Source organism: Sphingopyxis sp. (assembly GCF_016463645.1).
Lineage (GTDB): Bacteria > Pseudomonadota > Alphaproteobacteria > Sphingomonadales > Sphingomonadaceae > Sphingopyxis.
Map to the genome: position 1 here is coordinate 71797 of NZ_JAEMQX010000005.1, position 21191 is coordinate 92987.

Sequence of the window (21191 nt, forward strand, 5' to 3'; positions counted from 1 at the left end):
GGGGAGGATCGTTATTTCCGGAACGCCGTCATCAACTGCTGCCGCAGTGCCGCGCGCTCGTCGGGACGCATCGCACCGAGCGCGCCGCGCAGCGCCGCGGGAATATGCGCTGCAGACACTTCGGGATCGCCGAACACATGCAGGTCGAACATCGCCCGCCAATAGGCGCGTTCGCCGGGCGGCAACCGACCGAACGCCAACAGCGCCGCGAGGAAGATGTCGTCCGGTTTCTCGACGCCCTTCGCCGTGTCGCCCCACCAATAATTGACCATCGCATTATAGGGATCGAGCGAGGCGACATGATGCCACCAGTATCTGGGGATGAAGATCGCGTCGCCCGGATCCAGCACCGCGACACGCGCAGCGGCGAGCGCGTCGCGAAAGCGCGGGAAACGATCATGGTCGGGATGCTCCGGATCGACGAGCGACAGCGGCGGCGGATTGTCGAGCGGGCCGATATAGAGATTGGCGACCTGCTCGGGCGGAAACAGCGTGAAGCGCCGCCGCCCGGCGATCACGCAGGCGAGATTATGGTCGCGGTCATTGTGCGTCTGCGTTTTCACCGCGCCGCCAAGCCACAGTTTCGGTCCGATATCGGCGGGGAGCAGGGGTATCGCATTCTGGCGCACGAAATCGGGGAGCAGATCGGCGAGCGGCAGCATCTGGATCGCGACCGTCGGCGCATTGTCCTGCCCGACCAGCGCCTCGATCCGCGCCAGCGTGTCGCGCAGCGGCGCCTGCCTTTTGGTGAAGGTGAATTCGCGCATGTCGGCGCGATAGGTGAAGCGGCCCGCGGCGCGCGCGGGCGCTTCCATCACCGGCACCGGCATGCCGCGATCCATTCCCGCGAGATAGGCGTTGAGGCGGCCGGGCGAATGCCGCCCGGCCGCCAGCGCGACCCAGTCGTCGAACAACCCCTTGATGACGACGGGAATTCCGGCCGCGACAAGTGCGGCAAAGTCGGCGGGCGCAGGGGCGCCGCGCGCGGCGATACGCGGCAACCGGTCGAGCGCCGATGGCGGGGCCGGGGCAGGATCGAGGCGCGCGGGTTCAGCCATGCGGAGGTTGCAATATCTCTGCCAGATAGGCGTCATGCGTCGGCTGGCGCAGCACCGCCTCGCGCACGAAACCGAGCATCTTGCGGAAATGCGCCTTCACCTCGTCGGGCGGCACGCGGTCGACCGCGGGGCGCCAGCTTTCGGGGGTGATGCCGTGGCCGGTGAACAGCGCGCGCCAGCTGTCGGGCGGCAGGCTCTCGTCCTCCTGCGGCGCAAGTTCGCCCCGCGCGCGGAAGAAATCGATCATATGCGCGAGTTCATCGGAAAGCGGCATCGTCCGTGCCCTGTCCCAGAAAGCGCCCGCATATCGCTGAAGGCTGTAATGCGCCGTCCCGAAATCGGCGACGCGCGCGAGATGCGAGCGCAGGATCCGGTTATATTCGGCGCGCCGCGCGTCATGGTTCGCCCCTTCGGCCGGATAGGTCGCGAGCAGATGCACGATGCCGAGTTGCAGCCCGTGCAGCGCCAGGCCATGCCCCGGATCGAAGCGGCAGACCGCCTCGCCCAGCCCGATGCAATTGCCGCGCCAGGGTTCGGACGCGACGCCCGCCGCGACCGGGCGGAAGGCGACGGCATCGAGCGCCATTCCGCTCGCCGCCCCGGCCGCCCGCTCCGCCGCCTCGTCACTTTCGATCGCGCTCGAAAAGATGTGGACGACGTGCGTGTGCGTCATGGCGGGGAAAAGGCCCGTCCAGCCACCCGGGCCGGCCCGCACCTCGGAGTGGACGGGAAGCGCCGCAAGGCGCGGCGCGAGCGCGGTCAGCATCCGGTCGCCGGGCGTCGGCATTTCCTCGAATGCGCCGGACAGCAACAGCCGTTCGCGCGTCAGGTCGGCGAACAGCGCGCTTTCGAGCCGCTGCCCGTCGTCCAGCACCAGCGCCGCGACGTCCTCCCCCTTTCTTTCGACCGCAACGCCCGCGGTCTTGAAAATCTCGACCCCCAGATGCCGCGCGATCGCCTTCAGGCTCCTTGCATAGGCCGCGGCGGGCAGATGATAGCCATAATCGCTGCGCCCATAGCGTTCGCTCGCCTCGTCGGGCAGGAACAGCCGTCCGCTCAGCGCCGCCGTCGCGGTCAGCGAGAAATCGTCGAGCCCCACACCAAGCCCGAAGTGGCGCGCTTTCACCCAATGCGGGAAAAAGTCGTCGCCATCGATGCCTGTCCCGAAAGCGCCATAGCTGTGAAGAAAGCCCGACTGCCCCGCCCCGCTCGCGTCGATGAAATTCTGGCCGAGCGTGAAGGCGCCGCGTGTCGTGCGGAGCAGCGCTGCCTCGTCGATGCCGATCTGGTTGTGCAGCGCCTCGATCGCCGGCAGCGTGGCATGAATATCGGCCGGTCCCGCCGCATCGGGCAAGGCGACCGCTCGGACCCTGACGCCCGCGGGCGCCAATGCGCGGCGCAAGGCAGCCGCCGCCAGCCACAGCGGCGCGTCGTGGCCCAGCAGCGTGATGTCGCGCGCGCCGCTCATGCCGCGCTCGCCGTGCCACCCGGTCGCGCCATGGCCCCCGATGCGCAATAGCTCGCGAGGAATTCGGCGTGCGGCGTCATGTCGGCCGCATTGACGGCGATCCGCGCCGCGAGATCGTCGAGCCGTGCCTGCAGATCTGCCGCCGACAGGCGATGGGTTAGCGGACTCGCCGCCGACGGCAGAATGCCCTGTCCTTCCAGGACAGAAAGCCAGCTGTCGCGCGAGAACAGCCCCATCCTGTATTCGGGCGCCGCCGCGCTTTCGCGGAACAGCGCAACCTTGTGCGCGAGGCTGTCGGGCAGCGTCATCGCGCGCGCATGGTCCCACAAGGGTTCGCCGACGCGCTCGTTCGCCGCATAGTGCAGCACCAGAAAGTCGCGCGTCCGGTCGTAATGGATTTCGAACAGGCGATTGAACTCGCGCACCATGCGCGGATCGACCTTTTCGCCGCGGCGCGGGATCAGCCTCGCGAGGTCGATCGTCGCCGCCTGGATCAGGAAGATGCTCGTCGATTCGAGGGGCTCGAGGAAGCCGCTCGCGAGTCCGACCGCGATGCAATTGCCCGCCCATCCGGCTTGCCGGCGACCCGTGGCGAAACGCAGCAGCCGCGGTTCGCCTTGCGCTTCGCCGTCGATCGCGGCGAGCAACGTACGCCGCGCCTCTTCCTCGTCGCAAAAGCGGCTTGAAAAGACATAGCCATTGCCGGTCCGGTGCTGGAGCGGGATGCGCCACGTCCAGCCCGCGCGCTGCGCCGTCGCACGCGTATAGGGGGTGAGCGGCTCGACCCCGGCACAGGGCAGCGCGAGCGCACGGTCGCAGGGCAGCCAGTCGCTCCAGTCGACCCAGGGCACGCCCATCGTCGCCCCCAGCAGCAGCGAACGGAAACCCGAGCAGTCGATGAAGAGGTCGCCCGCGACCCTTGCGCCCGATGCGAGCGTCAGCGCCGCGACGTCGCCGCTTTCGCCGTCGCGGACAACGTCGACGACCTTGCCCTCCATCCGGCGGATGCCGCGCGCGGTCGCCCATTTGCGGAGGTAGGCGGCGTAGAGGCCGGCATCGAAATGATAGGCATAGCTGTATGTCGAGCGGATCGATTTGGGATCGGTGTTCGGATGCTCGAAGCCGTTGGCGCGGCAGGCGGCAACCGCGAAGCTGTAATCCTGTAACGACCGGCCGTCGGTTCCGGCGAGCCGCGCACGCGCCCAGTGATGCTGGAAGTCGGTGCTTGTCCAGCGGCCGCCGAAGGTGCCGAACGGGTGGATGTAGCGCACCCCGGGACGAAGCCAGTCGACGAACTCGATCCCCAGCTTGATGGTGCCGCCCGTCTCGCGCATGAATTCGGCCTCGTCGATGCCGATCAAGTCGTTGAAGCTCTTGATATGCGGCAGCGTCGCCTCGCCGACGCCGACGGTCGCGATCTCGTCGCTCTCGATCAGCGTGATGTCGTAATCGGCCGCCGCGAGCAGGCCCGCGAGGCCCGATGCGCACATCCAGCCCGCGGTACCCCCGCCGAGGATCACGATGCGATAGGGCTCCGCCATGACCGTTTCGTCGCTCCCGAATGACCGGCAGGAAGCGGGGGCCGCCGTGGACGGACGGCCGCGCTTCCTGCCGGGATATCAGAACTTCACGCGCGCGCCGAACTGGAAGCGGCGGTCGACGCGGCCCCAGTTGGCGTCGCGGTACACCGGCTTCGCCCCGGGGGTCAGCGGCGTGTCGCCGAATATCTGCTGCTGATAGACCGTTGTCGTATCGAGCAGATTCTGACCCTCGACCGACAGTTCGAGCCATCTGGTCGGCGAGAAGCGAAGCGACGCGTCGAGGAAGCCGACCGATTTCTGGAACACCGGCAGGCCGATACAGCAGTCGAGATTGTTGGTCAGGAAACGCGACCGCCAGTTATAGGCGAGACGGAAGGCGACCGGTCCCTTTTCGTACAGGCCGACGATATTGAAGGTGTGCTTCGAAATGCCCGCGAGGCGGTGCGAGTCCATCACTACGCCGCGTCCGCCCGACACGTCGAGCCCCGCGCCGAAGCCGCCCGTGCCGCCCCCGTCGAGTGCACCCTGCGTCACGAGGTTCGAATTGCTGATCCCGCTCTGCTTGACGTGGGTGTAGTTGGCCTGCGCCCCCAGTCCGCTGAGCAGGCCGGGCAGGAAGTCGAAGAAGGTCTGGAAGCCCGTTTCGAAGCCATAGAGCTCGCCGCCGTCCTTGGTATTGCGCGGCCCGCGCATCAGCACCGTCTGTTCGGACCCGTTGTTGGTGAACACGCGCTCGAATTCGCCGTAAGCCACGGTGTTGCGCAGCTTTTTATAGAAGACGTCGGCGTGGAACGACGTGCTGCCGCGATAATGTTCGAAGGTGAGATCGAACTGGTCGGCAAGGATCGGCTTCAGCCCGGCAAATCCCGATTCGGCGCGGAAGACGAAATTATAGCCGGTGATGTTCCCCGCAGCGTCGCGGACGATGTTCGCGCTGTTCGCGGTCGCGTCGAATGACGGCGTCTGGATCGAAACGAAATTCCTGAGCAGGCCGAAATCGGGCCGCGCCATCGCCCGCGAATAGGCGAAGCGGATGAAATTATTGTCGTCGAGTCCGAAACGCACGTTGAAGCTCGGCAGGACGGTCGTGTAATCGGCCTTCAGATTGTTCGGCACGGCCGCGCCGTTGGCAAAGGCCTGGATCTCGGGCGTCAGGAAGCAGGCGGGATTGACGACATCGCCTGGCGGCAACGGCGTCCCGCACGGCCGGTTCAGCACCGGCGTGAAGATCGTCGATTGCGGGAAGCCGACATTGCCGACGCTGTCGATATCGGTCCGCACGATACGCACGCCGATGTTGCCGCGCACATTCATTCCGCCGAGCATCGCATTGTCGCCGCCGAAGCGCAGCGTCGCATAGGCCGCCTTCGTCTTTTCGGTGACCTCCATGACCTCGGACGGGGTGAAGCAGCCGACGGTCGCCTCGGTCCGGTCGCAGATCGGCGTCCAGCCCGGAAGGATCGGCGGGCCGACGTTCGAACCGCGCAGCCCGTCGACCAGCCGGTCGCGGTCGCGCAGCACGTCGCGGCTCAGATAGACGAGATCGCCATTGTCATAGACCTGCCCGTTATAGAAACCACCGCCAAGGCTCGCGGGGCCGAACAGCCCGTCGCCATAGCCCTGGAACGGCGCGCGCGCGCCGCAGCCGGCGGGATAGGGTGCCGCCGCGGTGTTATCGACGTTGAAGCCCGGGCCGTTGCAGTTCCACGGCGCCGCGATCGGCGTCCAGTTGAAGGTCGAATAGCGGACATTCTGGTTGCGGTCGGCATAGCGCACGCCGACCTTCAGCGAGTCGAGCCAGTCGCTGCCCTCGAAATCATATTCGGCGTCGGCCTTGAGCGCCAATTCCTCCGCATCATTGTCCTCGAGATGCGCCTGGATGAACGGGATCCAGTAATTGTGCGGATTGGCGAGGCCGCCGTCGGCATAGTTGATGTTTGTCCCGGGCAGCAGCCTGATGTTCGGCGTGCCGTCCTTGTTGACGCCATACTCGTAATCGGCCGCCGATCCCGTCGCGACGAGGATGTCGTCGTTCGTGGTTTTCGCCTTGATCCACTGCGCATCGAAATTGAGCCGGAACCTGTCGCTCACATCCCACTGGATGTTAGCCGACAGGTCGCGCGTATTTTCGCTGTGATCGAAATTGCGCGCCTCGTTCTGGAAATAGAGGCCGTTGCGGTCGGGAACCGCGCAGGCCGAACCCGGACCGCAATAGTTGACGAAGGGCTGGCCCGGAACGGCCGAGCCGGTGTCGATCATCTCCGCCGCACTGCCGAAACTGCCGCGCCAGGTACCATAGGCCTGGCTGAGCAAGGCCGATTGCAACATGCCGTCGGGACCGAAGGTAAAGCCGGCATTGCCCGTCGGCGTGCGCAGGATCGACGAGCCGACCGGATTGAACGCCGGCGTCCCGTAATATGTGCCCTCGAGGATCGCGTGCGACGCATTCTCCAGCCAGGCATTGTCATAGGACGAACGGATGAACTGCACCGTCGCACGAACGTCGCCGGTCGGGCTTTCATATTGCCCGGCGAGCGCGATGCCCTCGCGCGTTCGGTCGTAATCGACCTGCGAATAGCGGATGCCGTCGGGGATCAGCGCGAAGCCCGTTCCGCCGAAGGGATTGGCCGCGCAGCTGACATTGCCGTCGGCGTCCACCGGACCCACTGCCCCTGCCGAGCAATAGGTGCGGATCTTGTCCATGATCACGCTTTCGGTACGCGTCACCACGTGGCTGCGCGCATAGTCGGCCATCAGGCCGAAGCGGCCGGCGGGGGTGTCGAAGGTCTTGCTGACGAGAACCGAAAATTCGCCGTTCCACTTGTCCGAACGATCGCCGTAGGTCGCCTTGGCATTCGCCGCGATCACCAGCCCCGCCTCGTCGAGCGGCAGGCGCGTGCGCAGGTCGACGGTCCCGGCGATCCCGCCCTCGATCATGTCGGCGGTCTGGTTCTTGTACGCGTCGACGCGCGACATCAGCTCGGGCGAGATGTCGTTGAAATTGAGCCCGCGATAGCTGTCGGCCGAGAAGCTGTCGCGGCCGTTGATCTCGGTACGCACAAAGGTCAGGCCACGGATCAGGACGCCCGCGGGCTCGCCCGACGGGTGGGTGCTGTCGTCGGTCGACTGCAGCCGCGATACGGTGATACCGGGAACCCGCTGCAGCGCGCTCGCGACCGAATTGTCCGGAAAGGCACCGATGTCGGTCGCGGTGATCGAATCGACGACGGTGAGCGCGTCGCGTTTGCGATCCTGCGCATCCTGCAAGGCGGCGCGCACGCCGACGACGACGATCTCGTCGCCCGCGCTTTCCGCCGCATCGTCCGCCGGCGGCGCGTCCTGCGCCATCGCCGGCGACGCCGCCAGAAGTCCTGCCGCCACGGCCATGACCGGCAGCGACACGCCGGCCAGCAAACCGCGCCCATTCGCGAATCCCATGAGCCCCATAGCTCCTCCCCTTCCCATGCCGCCCCATTTTTGGGGCTTGGTTGTTCGGCGCGTACCGGAGCAGCGCCTGCATCGTTGTTTGCATGATTTTGCGTATTCTTGCAAGAATGGCAAGCACAATGTCCCGGGGCATGGGGACTCAGATTATCTATCTGTTATTCATATATTTTATTTCAATTCATGCGACATGAGACGCAAAAGCCGCTGACCGGTCGGGCGAATCGAATACGTTTGCATTGCGGAATATATGTGCAAATATTTGCATAGCCGGTCGCATCTGGCGCCCCGATTTCCATCCGAAGCGCTCAGTTGCGAGGCGGCGGAATGAAGAGGGCGGCACCTGCCCCGAGCGCGAGGAACGCCGCCGCGAGCGCCAGGGCCATCAGCGGCTGCCCGCCGAAGAGGTGGAGGACGAGCGGCCCCAGCGCGATCGCCGCGACCAGCTGCGGAACGACCAGAAAGACGTTGTGGATGCCCAGATAGACACCGACCTTGGCCGCGGGCACGGCGTTGACGATGATCGCATAGGGAAGCGACAGGATCGCCGCCCAGGCAATCCCGATCCCGAGCGACGATAGCCAGAGCCATCGCGGATCGGGGATCAGGACGAAACCCGCCATGCCGATCGCGCCGCAGACAAGGCACGATGCATAGGTCGGCCGTTCGCCGATCCGTCTCGAGATGGCGGGAAGCAGCAGGGCCGCCAGCGCCGCAACGCCATTATAGCCCGCGAACAGGACGCCGACCCAGTCGGCGGCCGCGTTGAAAGAGCCCGATGCCGGATCGGCAGCGCCGAAATGCGCATCCGCGACGGCGGGCGCCGCGTAAATCCACATCGCGAACAGGCCGAACCAAGTGAAGAACTGCACCACGGCAAGCCGCCGCAATGCGCCGGGCATATGAACGAAATCCTCGACGATCTGGAACAGTCCCAATGCGCCGTCGCCGCGAGCCCGCTTTCTTTCGGCGGCAATTTGCGCGGCGCCGATCAGCAGCGCCGCGGCGGCGAGAAGCACCACCTCCCACTGCCACCCGAGGAATATCGCCAAGATCAGTACCGCACCGCCGCCGCCGGCGAACGCCCAGCCGCTCCGCGTGAAACGAACGGCATGGTTGCCCGGCATCACGGGCGCCGTACCGGTGAACGGCACGACCGTCACCGGGCGCTCGCGCGTGAAGATTATCGTCCAGCACACCGAAACCAGAAGGCAGGCGCTGCCGATATAGAAGGCATAGCGCACCGATGGCGGCAGCGCACCGCGCAGCGCGTCGCCCGATACGCCGAACCAGTTGACGAGCATCCACGGAAGCGCGGAGGCGAACACGGCCCCCGCACCGATGAAGAAGACCTGCACCGCATAGCCCTTCGCCCGCTGCGCATCGGGCAGATTGTCGGCGACGAGCGCGCGCGAGGGATCCATCGCGATGTTGATCGACGCGGTGAGCAGCCACAGCGCGGCGATCGCCGCCCATAATGTCGAGGCGTTGGGCATGATCAGCAGCGCGATCGCGGTCAGCAATCCGCCCGCGAGCAGGAAGGGCCGCCGCCGCCCGAAGCGCGAGCGCGAATGGTCGCTGAGATGACCGATGATCGGCTGGACGATCAGCCCGGTGATCGGACCCGCGATCCACAGCACGGGAAGCGCGCCGACGTCGGCGCCGAGCAGCTGGAATATCCGGCTGGTGTTCGCATTCTGCAGCCCCCACACGATCTGGATGCCGAACAATGCAAAGCACATCGACCAGATGTGCAAATTTCGGCGAGCAAAAGCGCGCTCTTCCGTCCCTTCGCCTGAAATCGACGGCTTTGCGGCATGCAAATCTTGCATTCCCTCCCCCTGATTGTGCTAACGCTCGCGCGACGCCATGCACGGAATCATCTTATGGGCAGCAACAATACCAGATTGGAAGACTTGGCAAGGATGGCGGGAGTTTCCATCTCGACCGTGTCGCGCGCGCTCAACGACCATCCGCTCATCAGCCTGAAAACCAAGAAAAAGGTCTGGGCGCTCGCCCGCGAGCATAATTATCCGTTCCGCACCTATATGCCGGCCGCGCCAGTGGGGTCGGAGGGGTCGATCGTCGTCGTCACCCCGCATATGCACGGCCGACCGCTCCCTTTATCGCACCCCTTCTTCCTCGAACTGCTCGCGAGCATCGGCGAGGCGGCGCGCGCGCGCGATTGCGATTTCACGGTCAGCCATACCGCGCCGCGCGATATCGACGATCTGGTCGCGGTGATGACGACGAGCCGCGCCAACGGCGTCATCTTCCTCGGGCAAAGCATGCTCCACGACGGATTCAACCAGCTCGCCGACGCGAACAGCAATTTCGTCGTCTGGGGCGCGCATCTGCCGGGACAGAAATATCGCTCGGTCGGGTCCGACAATGTTCTCGGCGGCCGCCGCGCGACGCTCCATCTCGCGCGTCTCGGCCGCAAGGCGATCGCTTTCGTGGGGTCGAGCGACCCCGAGGCGATGCAGCGGCGCCAGGGCTATCTCGAAGCGCTCGAAGCGAACGGGCTCGACGCCGATCCCGCGCTCGACGTCCGCGTCGACTTCGGGTTCGAATCGGCCGAACGCGCCCTGAGCCAGCTCCTCGCCCGCGGGCGCAAGCTCGACGGCATCGTCGCGTCGAGCGACCTCATCGCGCTCGGCGCCATCCGCGCGTTGCGCAAGGCGAACCTGTCGGTGCCGAAGGACGTCTCGGTCGTCGGCTATGACGACATGCTGCTCGCGCGGCTCAGCACCCCGGCGCTGACGACGATCCAGCAGGATACGCTCGAAGCGGGGCGCCGGCTGGTGTCGCAGGTGATGGACCCGCATTCCGAGCAGTTCCTCGATTATCTGCCGACACATCTCATCGTCCGCGAATCCTGCGGCGCCTGACCGGTTTTCGGGGTAGCGAAGACCGCGCGTCTGGAACATTGTTCGCCCCGGGACGCTTTTACCGACGTGCCCCACAGGCGGAATTCCGATCGACGAGGAGCGAGACATGGATCGTATCGAAACCGAAGCATCGGGCGGCTGCCAGTGCGGCGCGGTTCGCTGGCATGTCAGCGCCGTGCTCGACACCTCGCATATCTGCCATTGCCGCATGTGCCAGAAGGCGGCGGGCAATTTCTTCATCGCGTTGATCGGCATACCCCGCGACGCGATCGTCTGGACGCGCGGCGCGCCGACATGGTTCAAAAGCTCCGACCAGGCGGCGCGCGGTTTCTGCCGGACCTGCGGGACGCCGCTCGCCTATGATTATTTCGAGAGCAGGCACATCAACCTGACGACGGGATCGTTCGACGATCCCTCGCAATTCCCGCCGCAGGTCCAGTTCGGCCTCGAAGGACAGCTATCGCTGTTCGAGGATCTGCCGATCAAGGGCGAGGGCACCACCGAGGAAGTGATGAGCGATCTCGTGGGCGCGATCAAGGCGAGCAACCACCAGCACCCCGACCATGACACGGAAGCCTGGCCGGAGAGCTGAGTAGCGCCGGGCGCGTCAGGCTCCCGAACGGATCAGGTGGTCGAAGGCCGAGAGCGACGCCTTCGATCCCTCCCCCATCGCGATCACGATCTGCTTGTAGGGCACCGTCGTGACGTCGCCCGCGGCGAAGATGCCGGGCTGGCTCGTCGCGCCGCGCGCATCGACCTCGATCTCGCCGCGATCGCTGAGCGCCACCGTATCGCCGAGCCATTCGGTGTTCGGGATCAGGCCGATCTGGACGAAAATGCCTTCGAGCTCGACGAGATGCTCCTCGTCCCTGTTGCGGTCGCGATAGCGCAGCCCGACAACCTTCTCGCCATTGCCGAGCACTTCGGTCGTCAGCGCCGAGGTGATCACCGTGACATTCGGCAGGCTGTGCAGCTTCGTCTGCAGGACCGCGTCGGCGCGAAGCTGGTTGTCGAACTCGATCAGCGTCACATGCGCGACGAGCCCGGCAAGATCGATCGCGGCCTCGACGCCCGAATTGCCGCCGCCGATCACCGCGACGCGCTTGCCCTTGAACAGCGGGCCGTCGCAATGCGGGCAATACGCCACGCCCTTGTTGCGATATTCGGCCTCGCCGGGAACGCCCATCTGGCGCCAGCGCGCGCCGGTCGACAGGATCACCGTCTTGCCCTTCACGCTCGCGCCGCTCTTCAGTTTCACTTCGTGCAGGCCGTTCGCGCCGCCGGGGATCAGCTCGGCGGCTTCCTGCACATTCATGACGTCGACGTCATAATCCTTCACATGCGCCTCGAGCTGCGCCGCGAGCTTCGGGCCTTCGGTGTGCTGGACCGAGACGAAATTCTCGATCCCCAGCGTGTCGAGCACCTGCCCGCCGAAACGCTCGGCGACGACGCCGGTACGGATACCCTTGCGCGCCGCGTAGATCGCGGCCGCCGCGCCGCCGGGACCGCCGCCGACGACGAGCACGTCGAACGGCTCTTTCGCGGCGATCTTCTCGGCCGCGCGCCGGGTGGCGCCGGTGTCGAGCTTGGCGACGATCTGCGCGAGGTCCATGCGGCCCTGCCCGAAGGGTTCGCCGTTCAGGAACACGGCGGGAACCGCCATCACCTTGCGGCGCTCGACCTCGTCCTGGAACAGCGCGCCGTCGATCGCGGTGTGGCGGATGTTCGGATTGAGCGCCGCCATGATGTTGAGCGCCTGCACGACGTCGGGGCAATTCTGGCACGAGAGCGAGAAGAAGGTTTCGAAGACGAAGTCGCCGTCGAGCCCTCGAACCGCATCGAGCAATTCGGCGTCTTCCTTCGGCGGATGGCCGCCGACATGGAGCAAAGCGAGGATCAGCGAGGTGAATTCATGCCCCATCGGCAGGCCCGCGAACATCGCCTCGGCGCGCCCCTCGTCGCCCCGGATCGCGAAGGACGGACGGCGGGCATCGTCGCCGTCGAAACGCGCGGTGACGAGGTCCGACTGCGCCGCGACTTCCTCGACCAGCGCGCGCATCTCAGCCGATTTGGGCGAGGCATCGAGGCTCGCGACCAGCTCGATCGGCCGGCGCAGATTGCCGAGATAGGATTTGAGCTGGGCGGTCGTGTTGGCGTCGAGCATCGGCATGGGGAGAGCCTTTCGGACAAGAGCAAGGGTTCGCCGCGAAGAACGGCGTCAGACATTCTTATGTTTTCGAGGGTGCAAGGGACCGGGCGAACGCCGCCCGCCCGGTCCCGCGAATCGGTCGGCTCAGATCTTGCCGACGAGTTCGATCGAGGGAGCGAGCGTTTCGGCGCCTTCTTCCCACTTCGCCGGGCAGACCTGACCGGGGTTGGCGCGGACATAGACCGCGGCCTTGATCTTGCGGACGAGTTCCTCGGCATTGCGGCCGACGCCTTCGCTGGTGATTTCCATCACCTGGATCACGCCGTCGGGGTCGACGACGAAGGTCGCCCGGTCGGCGAGGCCCGAATCCTCACGCAGCACGCCGAAATTGTTGGCGAGAACGTGGTTCTGGTCGCCCAGCATGTGATAGTTGATCTTGCCGATCGCCGGCGAGCTGTCGTGCCAGGCCTTGTGGCTGAAATGCGTGTCGGTCGACACCGAATAGACTTCGACGCCGAGGCCCTGAAGCGCCTGATACTGGTCGGCGAGATCTTCGAGCTCGGTCGGGCAGACGAAGGTGAAGTCGGCCGGATAGAAGAAGAAAACCGCCCACTTGCCTTTGGTATCGGCATCCGTCACGGGGACGAACTTGCCCTGGTGGTACGAGGTGGCGTTGAACGGCTTGATCGAGCTTCCGATGATACCCATGGGAGAGTGTTTCCTTTGATTGCTGCACTGCAAAATGATTTGCAGGCCGCCAGCTATAAGGACGGACGCGCGCACTCAACCCCAATTTTCCGGGCACACTTATCGGTGAAATCGATTAAACGCCCATGTTCGCGCAAAACGGCGATCAGCGGCAGATATCCTTCATCCCCGCGAGCAAGTCGATCACTTCGCTGTCGAAATCGTCGGGCGCTCCGGGCGTGATCTTGCGAAAACGGCGCGCGCAATAGGCGGCACGCGGGCCGAGGTCGGGCACGTCGCGAAATTTCAGCGCGGTACCCGACGTCCCGCCGACAAGGTCGGGCATGTCGGTCCACACGGTGCGCACCGTGAAGACGGCGCCCGGGCGCACCTCGGGCGGGTAACGCTCGTGCCGGCTGATGCACAGCGCCAGGTCATCCACTCGCCAATCGTCCGTCATAATCAACCTCATGGTTGTTACGCAGCGTTGGGCGGAGGCTATCACATAAGCGTCTTGGTGCGAAGCGCCCGATCGCGCGTGATGACGGGCGCGACGGCAAGCCCCGCGATCCCCTCGCTCGGCGTCAGGCCGAAGACGTGGCGAAACACGCGCGACAGATGCGCGGTATCGGCGAAGCCCGCATCCATCGCCGCAGTGCGGACAAGCGCGCCGCCCGCCATCTGCTGCGTCGCATATTGCAATGCCGACCACAGCTTGAACTCGCGAAAGCCCTGCCCCGTCGCCCGCCGGAAAGTGCGCAGCGCCTGCGTCCGCTCCATGCCGAGCCGACGCGCCAACTCGTCCTGCGGCATCCGCCACATCGGATCGCCATGGATCGCGCGGACCACCGCCGCCATATCGGGGGGCAGCGCCCGCGCGCGCGGCGGTGCGAGCCGATCGCGCAGTTCGGCGACCGCCGACGCATCGCCATCGAGCGCCTCGCGCGCGATATGCGCCAACACACCTTCGAGCGTCACGGCAAGCGGTGCATCGAACGGAAACGCCAGCCCGTTGAGATAAAGCACGTCGGCGCCGCGTTCTGCGAGCGCGACCCCGTGAATCACGCCCGGCCGGACGACAAGCACGTCGCCCTCGACACAAACGCGGCCGCGCTCGAGCCGTAGCGGGCCCGACCGGCCGCCGAGGACCGCCGTCACCAGATTGGCATGCGGCGCGAGCGCGCGCGTCCCCACCGGAAAACAGCTGGCAAGGAAGGGCGCGACCGGGTCAGGCATGCCGGCGATCATTCACCCGCCGGGACCCGCGCGCAAGGAGAGCGGCGGCGCATCTGTCGCGCGATCCCGGCCCGCGCGAAGGCCGCCTCCATCCGCGCGATATCGGGATAGACATGTTTGCTCACGACCTCGCCGCCGGCGTTGACCCGGATAACGTCGAGCATGCCGACATGCGCGACAAAGGCGGTGCCGTCCGGCATCGCGAGCGTCAGGACCATCGCCCAGTCGAAGGTCCAGTAATCGCGGCCGAAGATCCTTTTCCCCATGATCATGGAAAAATCATAGGTCGCGAACAGCTGCCGGCAATGCGCGCGCAGCGCCTCGCGCCCTTCGACTGCGGGCGATCCGTCGTGAAGACGGAAAATGGTATCGGCGGAATGCAACGACGCGATCAGGTCGACGTCCTTCGTTTCCCAGCCCACATGATAGCGGTCGAACAGCGCCTCGGTCGGCAGCGCCCGTTCGGGTTCGGCGATGGCGTGCATGATCTTTCTCCTTGTCCGTCACGACGCATTCTAGTGGCGCGCCGGCCGGTCGCGTTGAACAAACGTGCATTGCGCGGCGACGCGATTTCGGCTGTGGAGGCGCATCGGATTCGAAAAGGCGCGCCATGACCCCCACCGCAAAAATCCTCCTCCTCGGTTCGGGCGAGCTTGGCCGCGAGTTCGCGATTTCAGCGAAGCGCCTCGGCTGCCACGTCGTCGCGTGCGACAGCTATGCCGGCGCCCCCGCGATGCAGGTCGCCGACGAATATGAGGTTTTTTCGATGCTCGACGGTGATGCGCTCCGCGCCGCGATCGAAAGGCACCGTCCCGACCATATCGTTCCCGAGGTCGAGGCGATCCGCACCGAAATCCTCGCCGAGGTCGAGGCCGGAGGCTTCCATGTCGTGCCCTCGGCGCGCGCGGCGCAGCTGACGATGAACCGCGACGCGATCCGCGACCTCGCCGCGAGCGAGCTTGGCCTCAAAACCTCGACCTTCGAATATGCAACCACCCGCGAAGAACTCGCGGCCGCCTCCGCACGCATCGGCTTTCCGCTCGTCGTGAAGCCCGTCATGTCCTCCTCAGGGAAGGGGCAGAGCACGGTGAAGAACGCCGCCGGCGTCGACGCCGCGTGGGACTATGCCGCCGCCGGGATGCGCGGCGACCGGCTGCGCGTGATCGCCGAGGCGTTCATCGACTTCGACTACGAGATCACGTTGCTCACCGTCCGTCACAAGGATGGTGTGAGCTTCTGCCCCCCGATCGGCCATCGGCAGGAACGCGGCGACTATCGCGAAAGCTGGCAGCCCGCGGCGATGTCGGATGCGGCGCTGGCAGCGGCGCAGGATATGGCGACCAAGGTCGTCGATGCGCTCGGCGGCCACGGCATCTTCGGCGTCGAATTTTTCGTGAAGGGCGACGAGGTGATCTTTTCCGAACTCTCGCCGCGCCCGCACGACACCGGCATGGTCACCTTGATCTCGCAATCGCTCTCCGAATTCGACCTCCACGCGCGCGCGATCCTCGGCCTACCGATCCCCGCGATCGCGGTCCCCGACGCGAGCGCCAGCGCCGTGCTTCTCGCCGACCGCGACGCGGCCGATTTCGCGATAACGGGACTCGCCGACGCGCTCACGCAGCCGAACGCCGCAACCGCGGTCGATGCGCGCATCTTCGGCAAACCCGTCACGCGCCCCTATCGCCGTATGGGCGTTGCGCTCGCCAAGGTTGCGGGCGGCACCACCGACGACGCGCGAACAGCAGCAGTCGACGCGGCATCGAAGCTCATCATCGACTATCGATGAACCGCGCGGTCCGCCACAGCTCGGCAAGGACGCGACCATGTCGACCTGCCGGCGATCACGCCCTACACCGGGCAGGGGCATGCTCCATCGTGACCCGCCGCCGCTCACGCGGCCCAATATGGCTGGCAAGGAGACCCTTGGATGATGCGTGCCCTGTTCTTGTCCATCCTCGCGCTGCTGGCGGCTCCGGCGTCGGCGCAGGAATTGGAAGATTTCGCGTCGGGCTGTGCCGACGACAGTGGGGGTGATCGCTGCTCCGACGCCGCGGTCAGGGCTTGGCACGATCGTTACGGCCTTCGTCCCGTGGAAACGATGGCCGCCGACGGCACTATGGTGCGCCGGATGCTCTATGTCGATGGCTATGGCCTCGACGTGCTCGCAATCAGTGCCATCCGCGCGAAGGGCGCGCCGCCAGTCATCGAGATACGCCGAGCGCGGGATAAGGGTGGCGCGCAACCGACGACATGGACGCGCCCGATCCCCGAGAAAGCGTGGGACCGCATTCTAAGCGACGCCGCCACCGCGCATCGCCGCCTCGCGCCCGAAACCAAGGCAGGCGACGACGCCGCGATCTGTCTGCACGCTTGGGTGTCGCGCTTCGAAAGCGGCGATCCGCGCCGGCTCGCATCCTTTGTCGTCGGCCAGTTGTGGCTCGACCCCGAAAGCCGCGCCATGACCGCGTCAGCTTGCGAAGGCAGCCCGACCGAGCGCTTCGGGACGACACTGGCCGAGGTGGCAGCCGGCACCTTCGGCGAATGTTCGTCGCTCGACGCCGACCGCATGCGCAACGGCATCGCGCTGATCGAGGCCTGCATGGGCCTTCGCGGGGACACTCTCGCCGCAGGGCATGTCATGAGCATCTACCGCGACCTTTATCCCCTGATCTTCCGCGCGGAAGAAGAGGGAAAGAGCTGGCCCGACCTGCTGCGCGCCGATTTCCGCCTGGCTTCGCAGGGCCTCAAGGAAGGCGAGCAGGCCGATTGGGGCGAACTGCGGGCCCTGTTCGCCAAAGCCGACAATGTCTATTTCGAAGTCGAGGAGGCCACCGGTCTCGATGCCGACAGGGTGGAAATGACAGCGACCTTCCATTGGGCCGATCACGGCGCCGGCACAGGTGCGGAAAAACCCGAGCGTCATGCGAGAAAGCTTCAGATGATGTGGGTACGGCAGACCGGGGACTGGGTGGTCGACCAGATAAAGCTGGCCGATTGATCCGATCTGCACCCGGCGCTCGCTCAGGCGGAAATGCCCTGCTACACCCCGCGCCATGTCCGAAAAGAATCATCTCTATCTGGTCGATGGCTCCAGCTACATCTTCCGCGCCTATCACCGCCTGCCGCCGCTGACGAACCCCAAGGGGGTGCCCGTTGGCGCGGTCTATGGCTACACGACGATGCTGTGGAAGCTGGCGAAGGACCTGCACGACGCCGACGGGCCGACGCACCTCGCGGTGATCCTCGATCATTCGAGCCAGTCGTTCCGCAACGAGATTTACGACCAGTACAAGGCGAACCGCCCCGAACCGCCCGAGGATCTGCGCCCGCAATTCCCTCTCATCCGCGACGCGACGCGCGCTTTCTCGCTGCCGTGCATCGAGATGGAGGGTTTCGAGGCCGACGACCTGATCGCCTCTTATGCCGAAGCCGCGGTGCGCGAGGGCTGGGACGTCACGATCGTCAGTAGCGACAAGGATCTGATGCAGCTGATCCGCGAGCCCGCCGACGGCCCGCACGTCGACATGCTCGACACGATGAAGAATGTCCGCCTCGGATTGGAAGCGGTGAACGAGAAGTTCGGCGTTGCGCCCGATCTGGTCGGCGATGTGCTCGCACTGATGGGCGACAGCGTCGACAATGTCCCCGGCGTGCGCGGTGTGGGTCCGAAAACCGCGACCAAGCTGATCCAGGAATATGGCAACCTCGCCGCCGCGCTCGACGGTGCCGCGACCATGAAGGCGTCGAAGCTCCGCGACAACCTCATCGAGCATCGCGGGATGGCCGAACTGTCGCGCATCCTCGTCGATCTGAAGCGCGACTGTCCGCTGCCCGACGCGCTCGACGACCTGAAGCTCGGCGCGATTCCGCCGCTGCCGCTCAAGACCTTCCTCGACGAACATGGCTTCCGCTCGCTTTCGGCCAAGCTCGACCTCGGCGGCACGCCCGGCGGACCGCCGACGCTGCCGCGCGCGACCGCCGCGCCGGCCGCACCCGCCAGCGGCCCTTCGACCCCGACCTTGCCGCCGATGCCGGCGATCGACCGCGCGCTCTATGAGACGGTGACGACGATCGAGGCGCTCGATCGCTGGATCGAGGCCGCGCGCGCGGCACATGTCGTCGCGATCGACACCGAAACCGCGACGCTCGACAGCGTTACCGGCGAGCTTGTCGGGGTCAGCCTGTCGACCGGCCCCGGCCGGGCCTGCTACATCCCGCTCGGCCATGGCGGTACCGACATGTTCGCCGAAAAGCCCGAGCAGGTGCCGCTCGCCGACGCGATCGGGCGGCTGCACGCACTTTTCGCCGACGAGGCGGTGCTGAAGGTCGGGCACAATCTCAAATATGATATCGGCGTGCTCGCACAGCATGGCATCACCGTCGCGCCCTATGACGACACGCTGGTGATGAGTTTCGCGCTCGATGCAGGCAAGCATCAGCACGGGCTCGACGAACTGGCGAAGCTCCACCTCGACCATGTCTGCATCTCGTTCAAGGAAGTGTGCGGGACGGGCAAGTCGCAGATCAGCTTCGCCGAAGTGCCGCTCGACCGCGCGACGCAATATGCCGCCGAGGATGCCGAGGTCGCGTGGCGCCTCTGGAAGCTTCTGAAGCTCCGCCTCCCCGTCGAGGGCGGAACGCGCGTCTACGAGATGGTCGACCGCCCGCTCGCCGCCGTCGTCGAGGGAATGGAGCGCGCCGGCATCATGGTCGACCGCGACTATCTCGCGCGCCTGTCGGGCGAATTCGCGAACGACATGCTGCGCATGGAGGGCGAAATTCACGAGGAGGCGGGGCAGCCCTTCGCGATCGGCAGCCCCAAGCAGCTCGGCGAGATCCTCTTCGACAAGATGGGCCTCAAGGGGGGACGCAAGGGCAAGTCGGGCGACTGGTCGACCGACCAGAGCGAGCTCGAGCGGCTCGAACGCGACGGCGTGTCCATCGCGCGCAAGATACTGGAATGGCGGCAGCTCGCGAAGCTGAAGTCGACCTATACCGACGCGCTGCAGCAACAGATCAACGCGAGGACCGGACGCGTCCACACCAGCTACAGCCTCGTCGGCGCGCAGACCGGACGGCTGTCGTCGACCGACCCGAACCTCCAGAATATCCCGATCCGCACCGAGACCGGGCGCCAGATCCGCGACGCCTTCATCGCCGCGCCGGGGCATGTTCTGCTCGCCGCCGACTATAGCCAGATCGAGCTCCGCCTCGCGGCGCATATGGCCGACGTCCCCGAACTCAAGGAGGCTTTTGCCCGCGGCGACGACATTCATGCCGCGACCGCGATCGAATTGTTCGGCGAGGTCAACCGCGACACGCGCGGCAAGGCGAAGACGGTCAATTTCTCGATTCTCTACGGCATCTCGCGCTGGGGCCTCGCGGGCCGGCTCGAAGTGACGCCCGACGAGGCGCAGGCGCTGATCGCCCGTTATTTCGAGCGCTTTCCGGGGATCAGCGACTATATCACCGACACGCTCGAGAATGCACGGGCGAAGGGCTACACCGAGACGCTGTTCGGCCGCAAGACATGGTTCCCGCGCATCAAGGCGGCGAACCAGAACGAGCGCGCGGGCAGCGAACGCGCCGCGATCAACGCACCGATCCAGGGCACCAGCGCCGACCTCATCAAGCGCGCGATGGCGCGGATGCCCAAAGCCCTCGAGGACGCCGGCCTCTCCGACGTCCGGATGCTGCTCCAGGTCCACGACGAGCTGGTGTTCGAGGCACCCGGGGACAAGGCGGCCGCGGCGGGCGAAGTGATCCGCACGGTGATGATGGGTGCGGCCGAGCCGGCGCTCCGATTGTCGGTCCCGCTCGAGGTCGAGGTGGGCACCGGCAGGAGCTGGGGCGAAGCGCATTGATCGCCGCATTGCTGCTCGCCGCGGCGCTCGTCGCCGATCCGGTCGCCGCGCCGTCCGCCGCCGCACCGGCGGCCGCGCCCGCGCGCGCCGCCCCGATCGCCGACACCGATCTGCGCGAATTCGCGGCGATCGCAGGCCGCAAGGTCGTCGGCCGCGCGGTCGGCGGCCCCTATGCGAACGCCGACAAGGTGCTGCTGATCGCGCGCGACGACAAGGGCTATCCGGCCGTCGCCGCGAGCATGGGCTTTCCCGTGCGCCAGTCGCTTCCCGCGCCGCCCGCCACGACGCTGGCGGTCATCCGCGTCCACCAGCGCTACGAAACGACGATCCCGGGCCCGACCGCGGACGACCTCGCCTTCGTCGCCGCGAACAGGCTGCCGCTGTTCGTCATCGGCGAATGGGCGCGCCCCGCGCCGATGTGGGAAGTCGCATGGGTCGACGACGCCGTCCGTTTCCGCACGATCGGCGAGGTCGGCGAGATCGGGCCCTGGCGGGACTGACGCACCTGTTTCGGTGCGGACCGAAACGGTTGTCGCCGACACCCCCGCGCGTGCCAGTTCGACCGGGAGCCACAGCAGCAGCAATGCGCCCGCGACGGCCAGCCAGTCGGTCGCACCGGCCGGGACATTCGCCTTGATCGCCCGACCGACCGCCGAATCGCACGCTCGCGCGGTTGAACGGCGCAGTTCCACGCCGCGCCGAACGCGCCGCCCTTTCGCAACGATCACTTTGCCTCTATGACGCGCCGATGACATCCGGCCGTCATTTTTGTGACGGCCGGCAGCAAAGGGTCCGCATGAGCAAGTTCGAACCCGTCGCCAAGGCGCCGGTCCGCATCCAGCAGAACATC

General features: G+C 66.2%; 16 protein-coding genes. 6 read left to right on the top strand and 10 right to left on the bottom strand.

All coding sequences use genetic code 11. The features are described 5' to 3' along the window. Nucleotides 1–11 precede the first annotated feature (11 nt). The 5 genes from JHC57_RS02870 to JHC57_RS02890 all read right to left on the bottom strand — a co-directional run bounded on the left by JHC57_RS02870 (nucleotide 12) and on the right by JHC57_RS02890 (nucleotide 9253). Nucleotides 12–1058 carry a cupin-like domain-containing protein gene (locus JHC57_RS02870; protein WP_294028497.1) on the bottom strand — a complete coding sequence of 349 codons (1047 nt, stop codon included), beginning with the start codon at nucleotides 1056–1058 and terminating at the stop codon, nucleotides 12–14. Further along, nucleotides 1051–2526, bottom strand: a complete 1476-nt coding sequence (locus JHC57_RS02875; protein WP_294028499.1) for a tryptophan 7-halogenase — start codon at nucleotides 2524–2526, stop codon at nucleotides 1051–1053. The genes JHC57_RS02870 and JHC57_RS02875 overlap by 8 nt, the downstream gene beginning before the upstream one ends. Then, complete coding sequence (locus JHC57_RS02880) at nucleotides 2523–4067, bottom strand: tryptophan halogenase family protein (protein WP_294028501.1); 1545 nt, start codon at nucleotides 4065–4067, stop codon at nucleotides 2523–2525. Before JHC57_RS02880 ends, JHC57_RS02875 begins: the two co-directional genes overlap by 4 nt. Nucleotides 4068–4145: 78 nt before the next feature. Further along, nucleotides 4146–7505 (bottom strand): TonB-dependent receptor, encoded by a 3360-nt coding sequence (locus JHC57_RS02885; RefSeq protein WP_294028503.1) that lies wholly within the window; start codon nucleotides 7503–7505, stop codon nucleotides 4146–4148. 314 nt (nucleotides 7506–7819) lie between these two features. Next, complete coding sequence (locus JHC57_RS02890; protein WP_294028504.1) at nucleotides 7820–9253, bottom strand: MFS transporter; 1434 nt, start codon at nucleotides 9251–9253, stop codon at nucleotides 7820–7822. 144 nt (nucleotides 9254–9397) lie between these two features. Here JHC57_RS02890 and JHC57_RS02895 point away from each other — a divergent pair, with 144 nt between their 5' ends. Both JHC57_RS02895 and JHC57_RS02900 read left to right on the top strand, forming a co-directional pair. Continuing rightward, the gene (locus JHC57_RS02895) at nucleotides 9398–10402 is read left to right on the top strand and encodes a LacI family DNA-binding transcriptional regulator (protein ID WP_294028506.1); all 1005 of its coding nucleotides are present in this window, start codon (nucleotides 9398–9400) and stop codon (nucleotides 10400–10402) included. Between the two features lie 106 nt (nucleotides 10403–10508). Continuing rightward, the gene (locus JHC57_RS02900) at nucleotides 10509–10994 is read left to right on the top strand and encodes a GFA family protein (RefSeq protein WP_294028507.1); all 486 of its coding nucleotides are present in this window, start codon (nucleotides 10509–10511) and stop codon (nucleotides 10992–10994) included. A gap of 15 nt (nucleotides 10995–11009) precedes the next feature. Here the strand turns inward: JHC57_RS02900 and ahpF are convergent, their stop codons facing one another. The 5 genes from ahpF to JHC57_RS02925 all read right to left on the bottom strand — a co-directional run bounded on the left by ahpF (nucleotide 11010) and on the right by JHC57_RS02925 (nucleotide 14959). After that, the gene (gene ahpF / locus JHC57_RS02905) at nucleotides 11010–12566 is read right to left on the bottom strand and encodes an alkyl hydroperoxide reductase subunit F (RefSeq protein WP_294028530.1); all 1557 of its coding nucleotides are present in this window, start codon (nucleotides 12564–12566) and stop codon (nucleotides 11010–11012) included. A gap of 129 nt (nucleotides 12567–12695) precedes the next feature. Then, the gene (ahpC, locus tag JHC57_RS02910) at nucleotides 12696–13259 is read right to left on the bottom strand and encodes an alkyl hydroperoxide reductase subunit C (protein WP_294028508.1); all 564 of its coding nucleotides are present in this window, start codon (nucleotides 13257–13259) and stop codon (nucleotides 12696–12698) included. Nucleotides 13260–13404: 145 nt separating this feature from the next. After that, nucleotides 13405–13698 (bottom strand): hypothetical protein, encoded by a 294-nt coding sequence (locus JHC57_RS02915; protein ID WP_294028509.1) that lies wholly within the window; start codon nucleotides 13696–13698, stop codon nucleotides 13405–13407. A 41-nt stretch (nucleotides 13699–13739) separates the two neighbouring features. Then, entirely contained in the window at nucleotides 13740–14474 is a 735-nt protein-coding gene (locus tag JHC57_RS02920; protein WP_294028511.1) for an AraC family transcriptional regulator, read from the bottom strand. An 8-nt stretch (nucleotides 14475–14482) separates the two neighbouring features. Continuing rightward, entirely contained in the window at nucleotides 14483–14959 is a 477-nt protein-coding gene (locus JHC57_RS02925; protein ID WP_294028512.1) for a nuclear transport factor 2 family protein, read from the bottom strand. Between the two features lie 125 nt (nucleotides 14960–15084). Here JHC57_RS02925 and purT point away from each other — a divergent pair, with 125 nt between their 5' ends. The 4 genes from purT (at nucleotide 15085) to JHC57_RS02945 (ending at nucleotide 20841) form a co-directional block, all read left to right on the top strand. Next, nucleotides 15085–16263 (top strand): formate-dependent phosphoribosylglycinamide formyltransferase, encoded by a 1179-nt coding sequence (gene purT / locus JHC57_RS02930; RefSeq protein WP_294028514.1) that lies wholly within the window; start codon nucleotides 15085–15087, stop codon nucleotides 16261–16263. Between the two features lie 141 nt (nucleotides 16264–16404). Then, on the top strand, nucleotides 16405–17475 hold the full coding sequence (locus JHC57_RS02935; protein WP_294028515.1) for a hypothetical protein: 1071 nt from the start codon (nucleotides 16405–16407) through the stop codon (nucleotides 17473–17475). Nucleotides 17476–17530: 55 nt separating this feature from the next. Further along, entirely contained in the window at nucleotides 17531–20341 is a 2811-nt protein-coding gene (gene polA / locus JHC57_RS02940; RefSeq protein ID WP_294028517.1) for a DNA polymerase I, read from the top strand. Then, a complete protein-coding gene (locus tag JHC57_RS02945) occupies nucleotides 20338–20841 on the top strand; it encodes a hypothetical protein (RefSeq protein ID WP_294028519.1) in 504 nt (167 codons plus the stop codon). The genes polA and JHC57_RS02945 overlap by 4 nt, the downstream gene beginning before the upstream one ends. The last annotated feature ends 350 nt before the right edge of the window (nucleotides 20842–21191 follow it).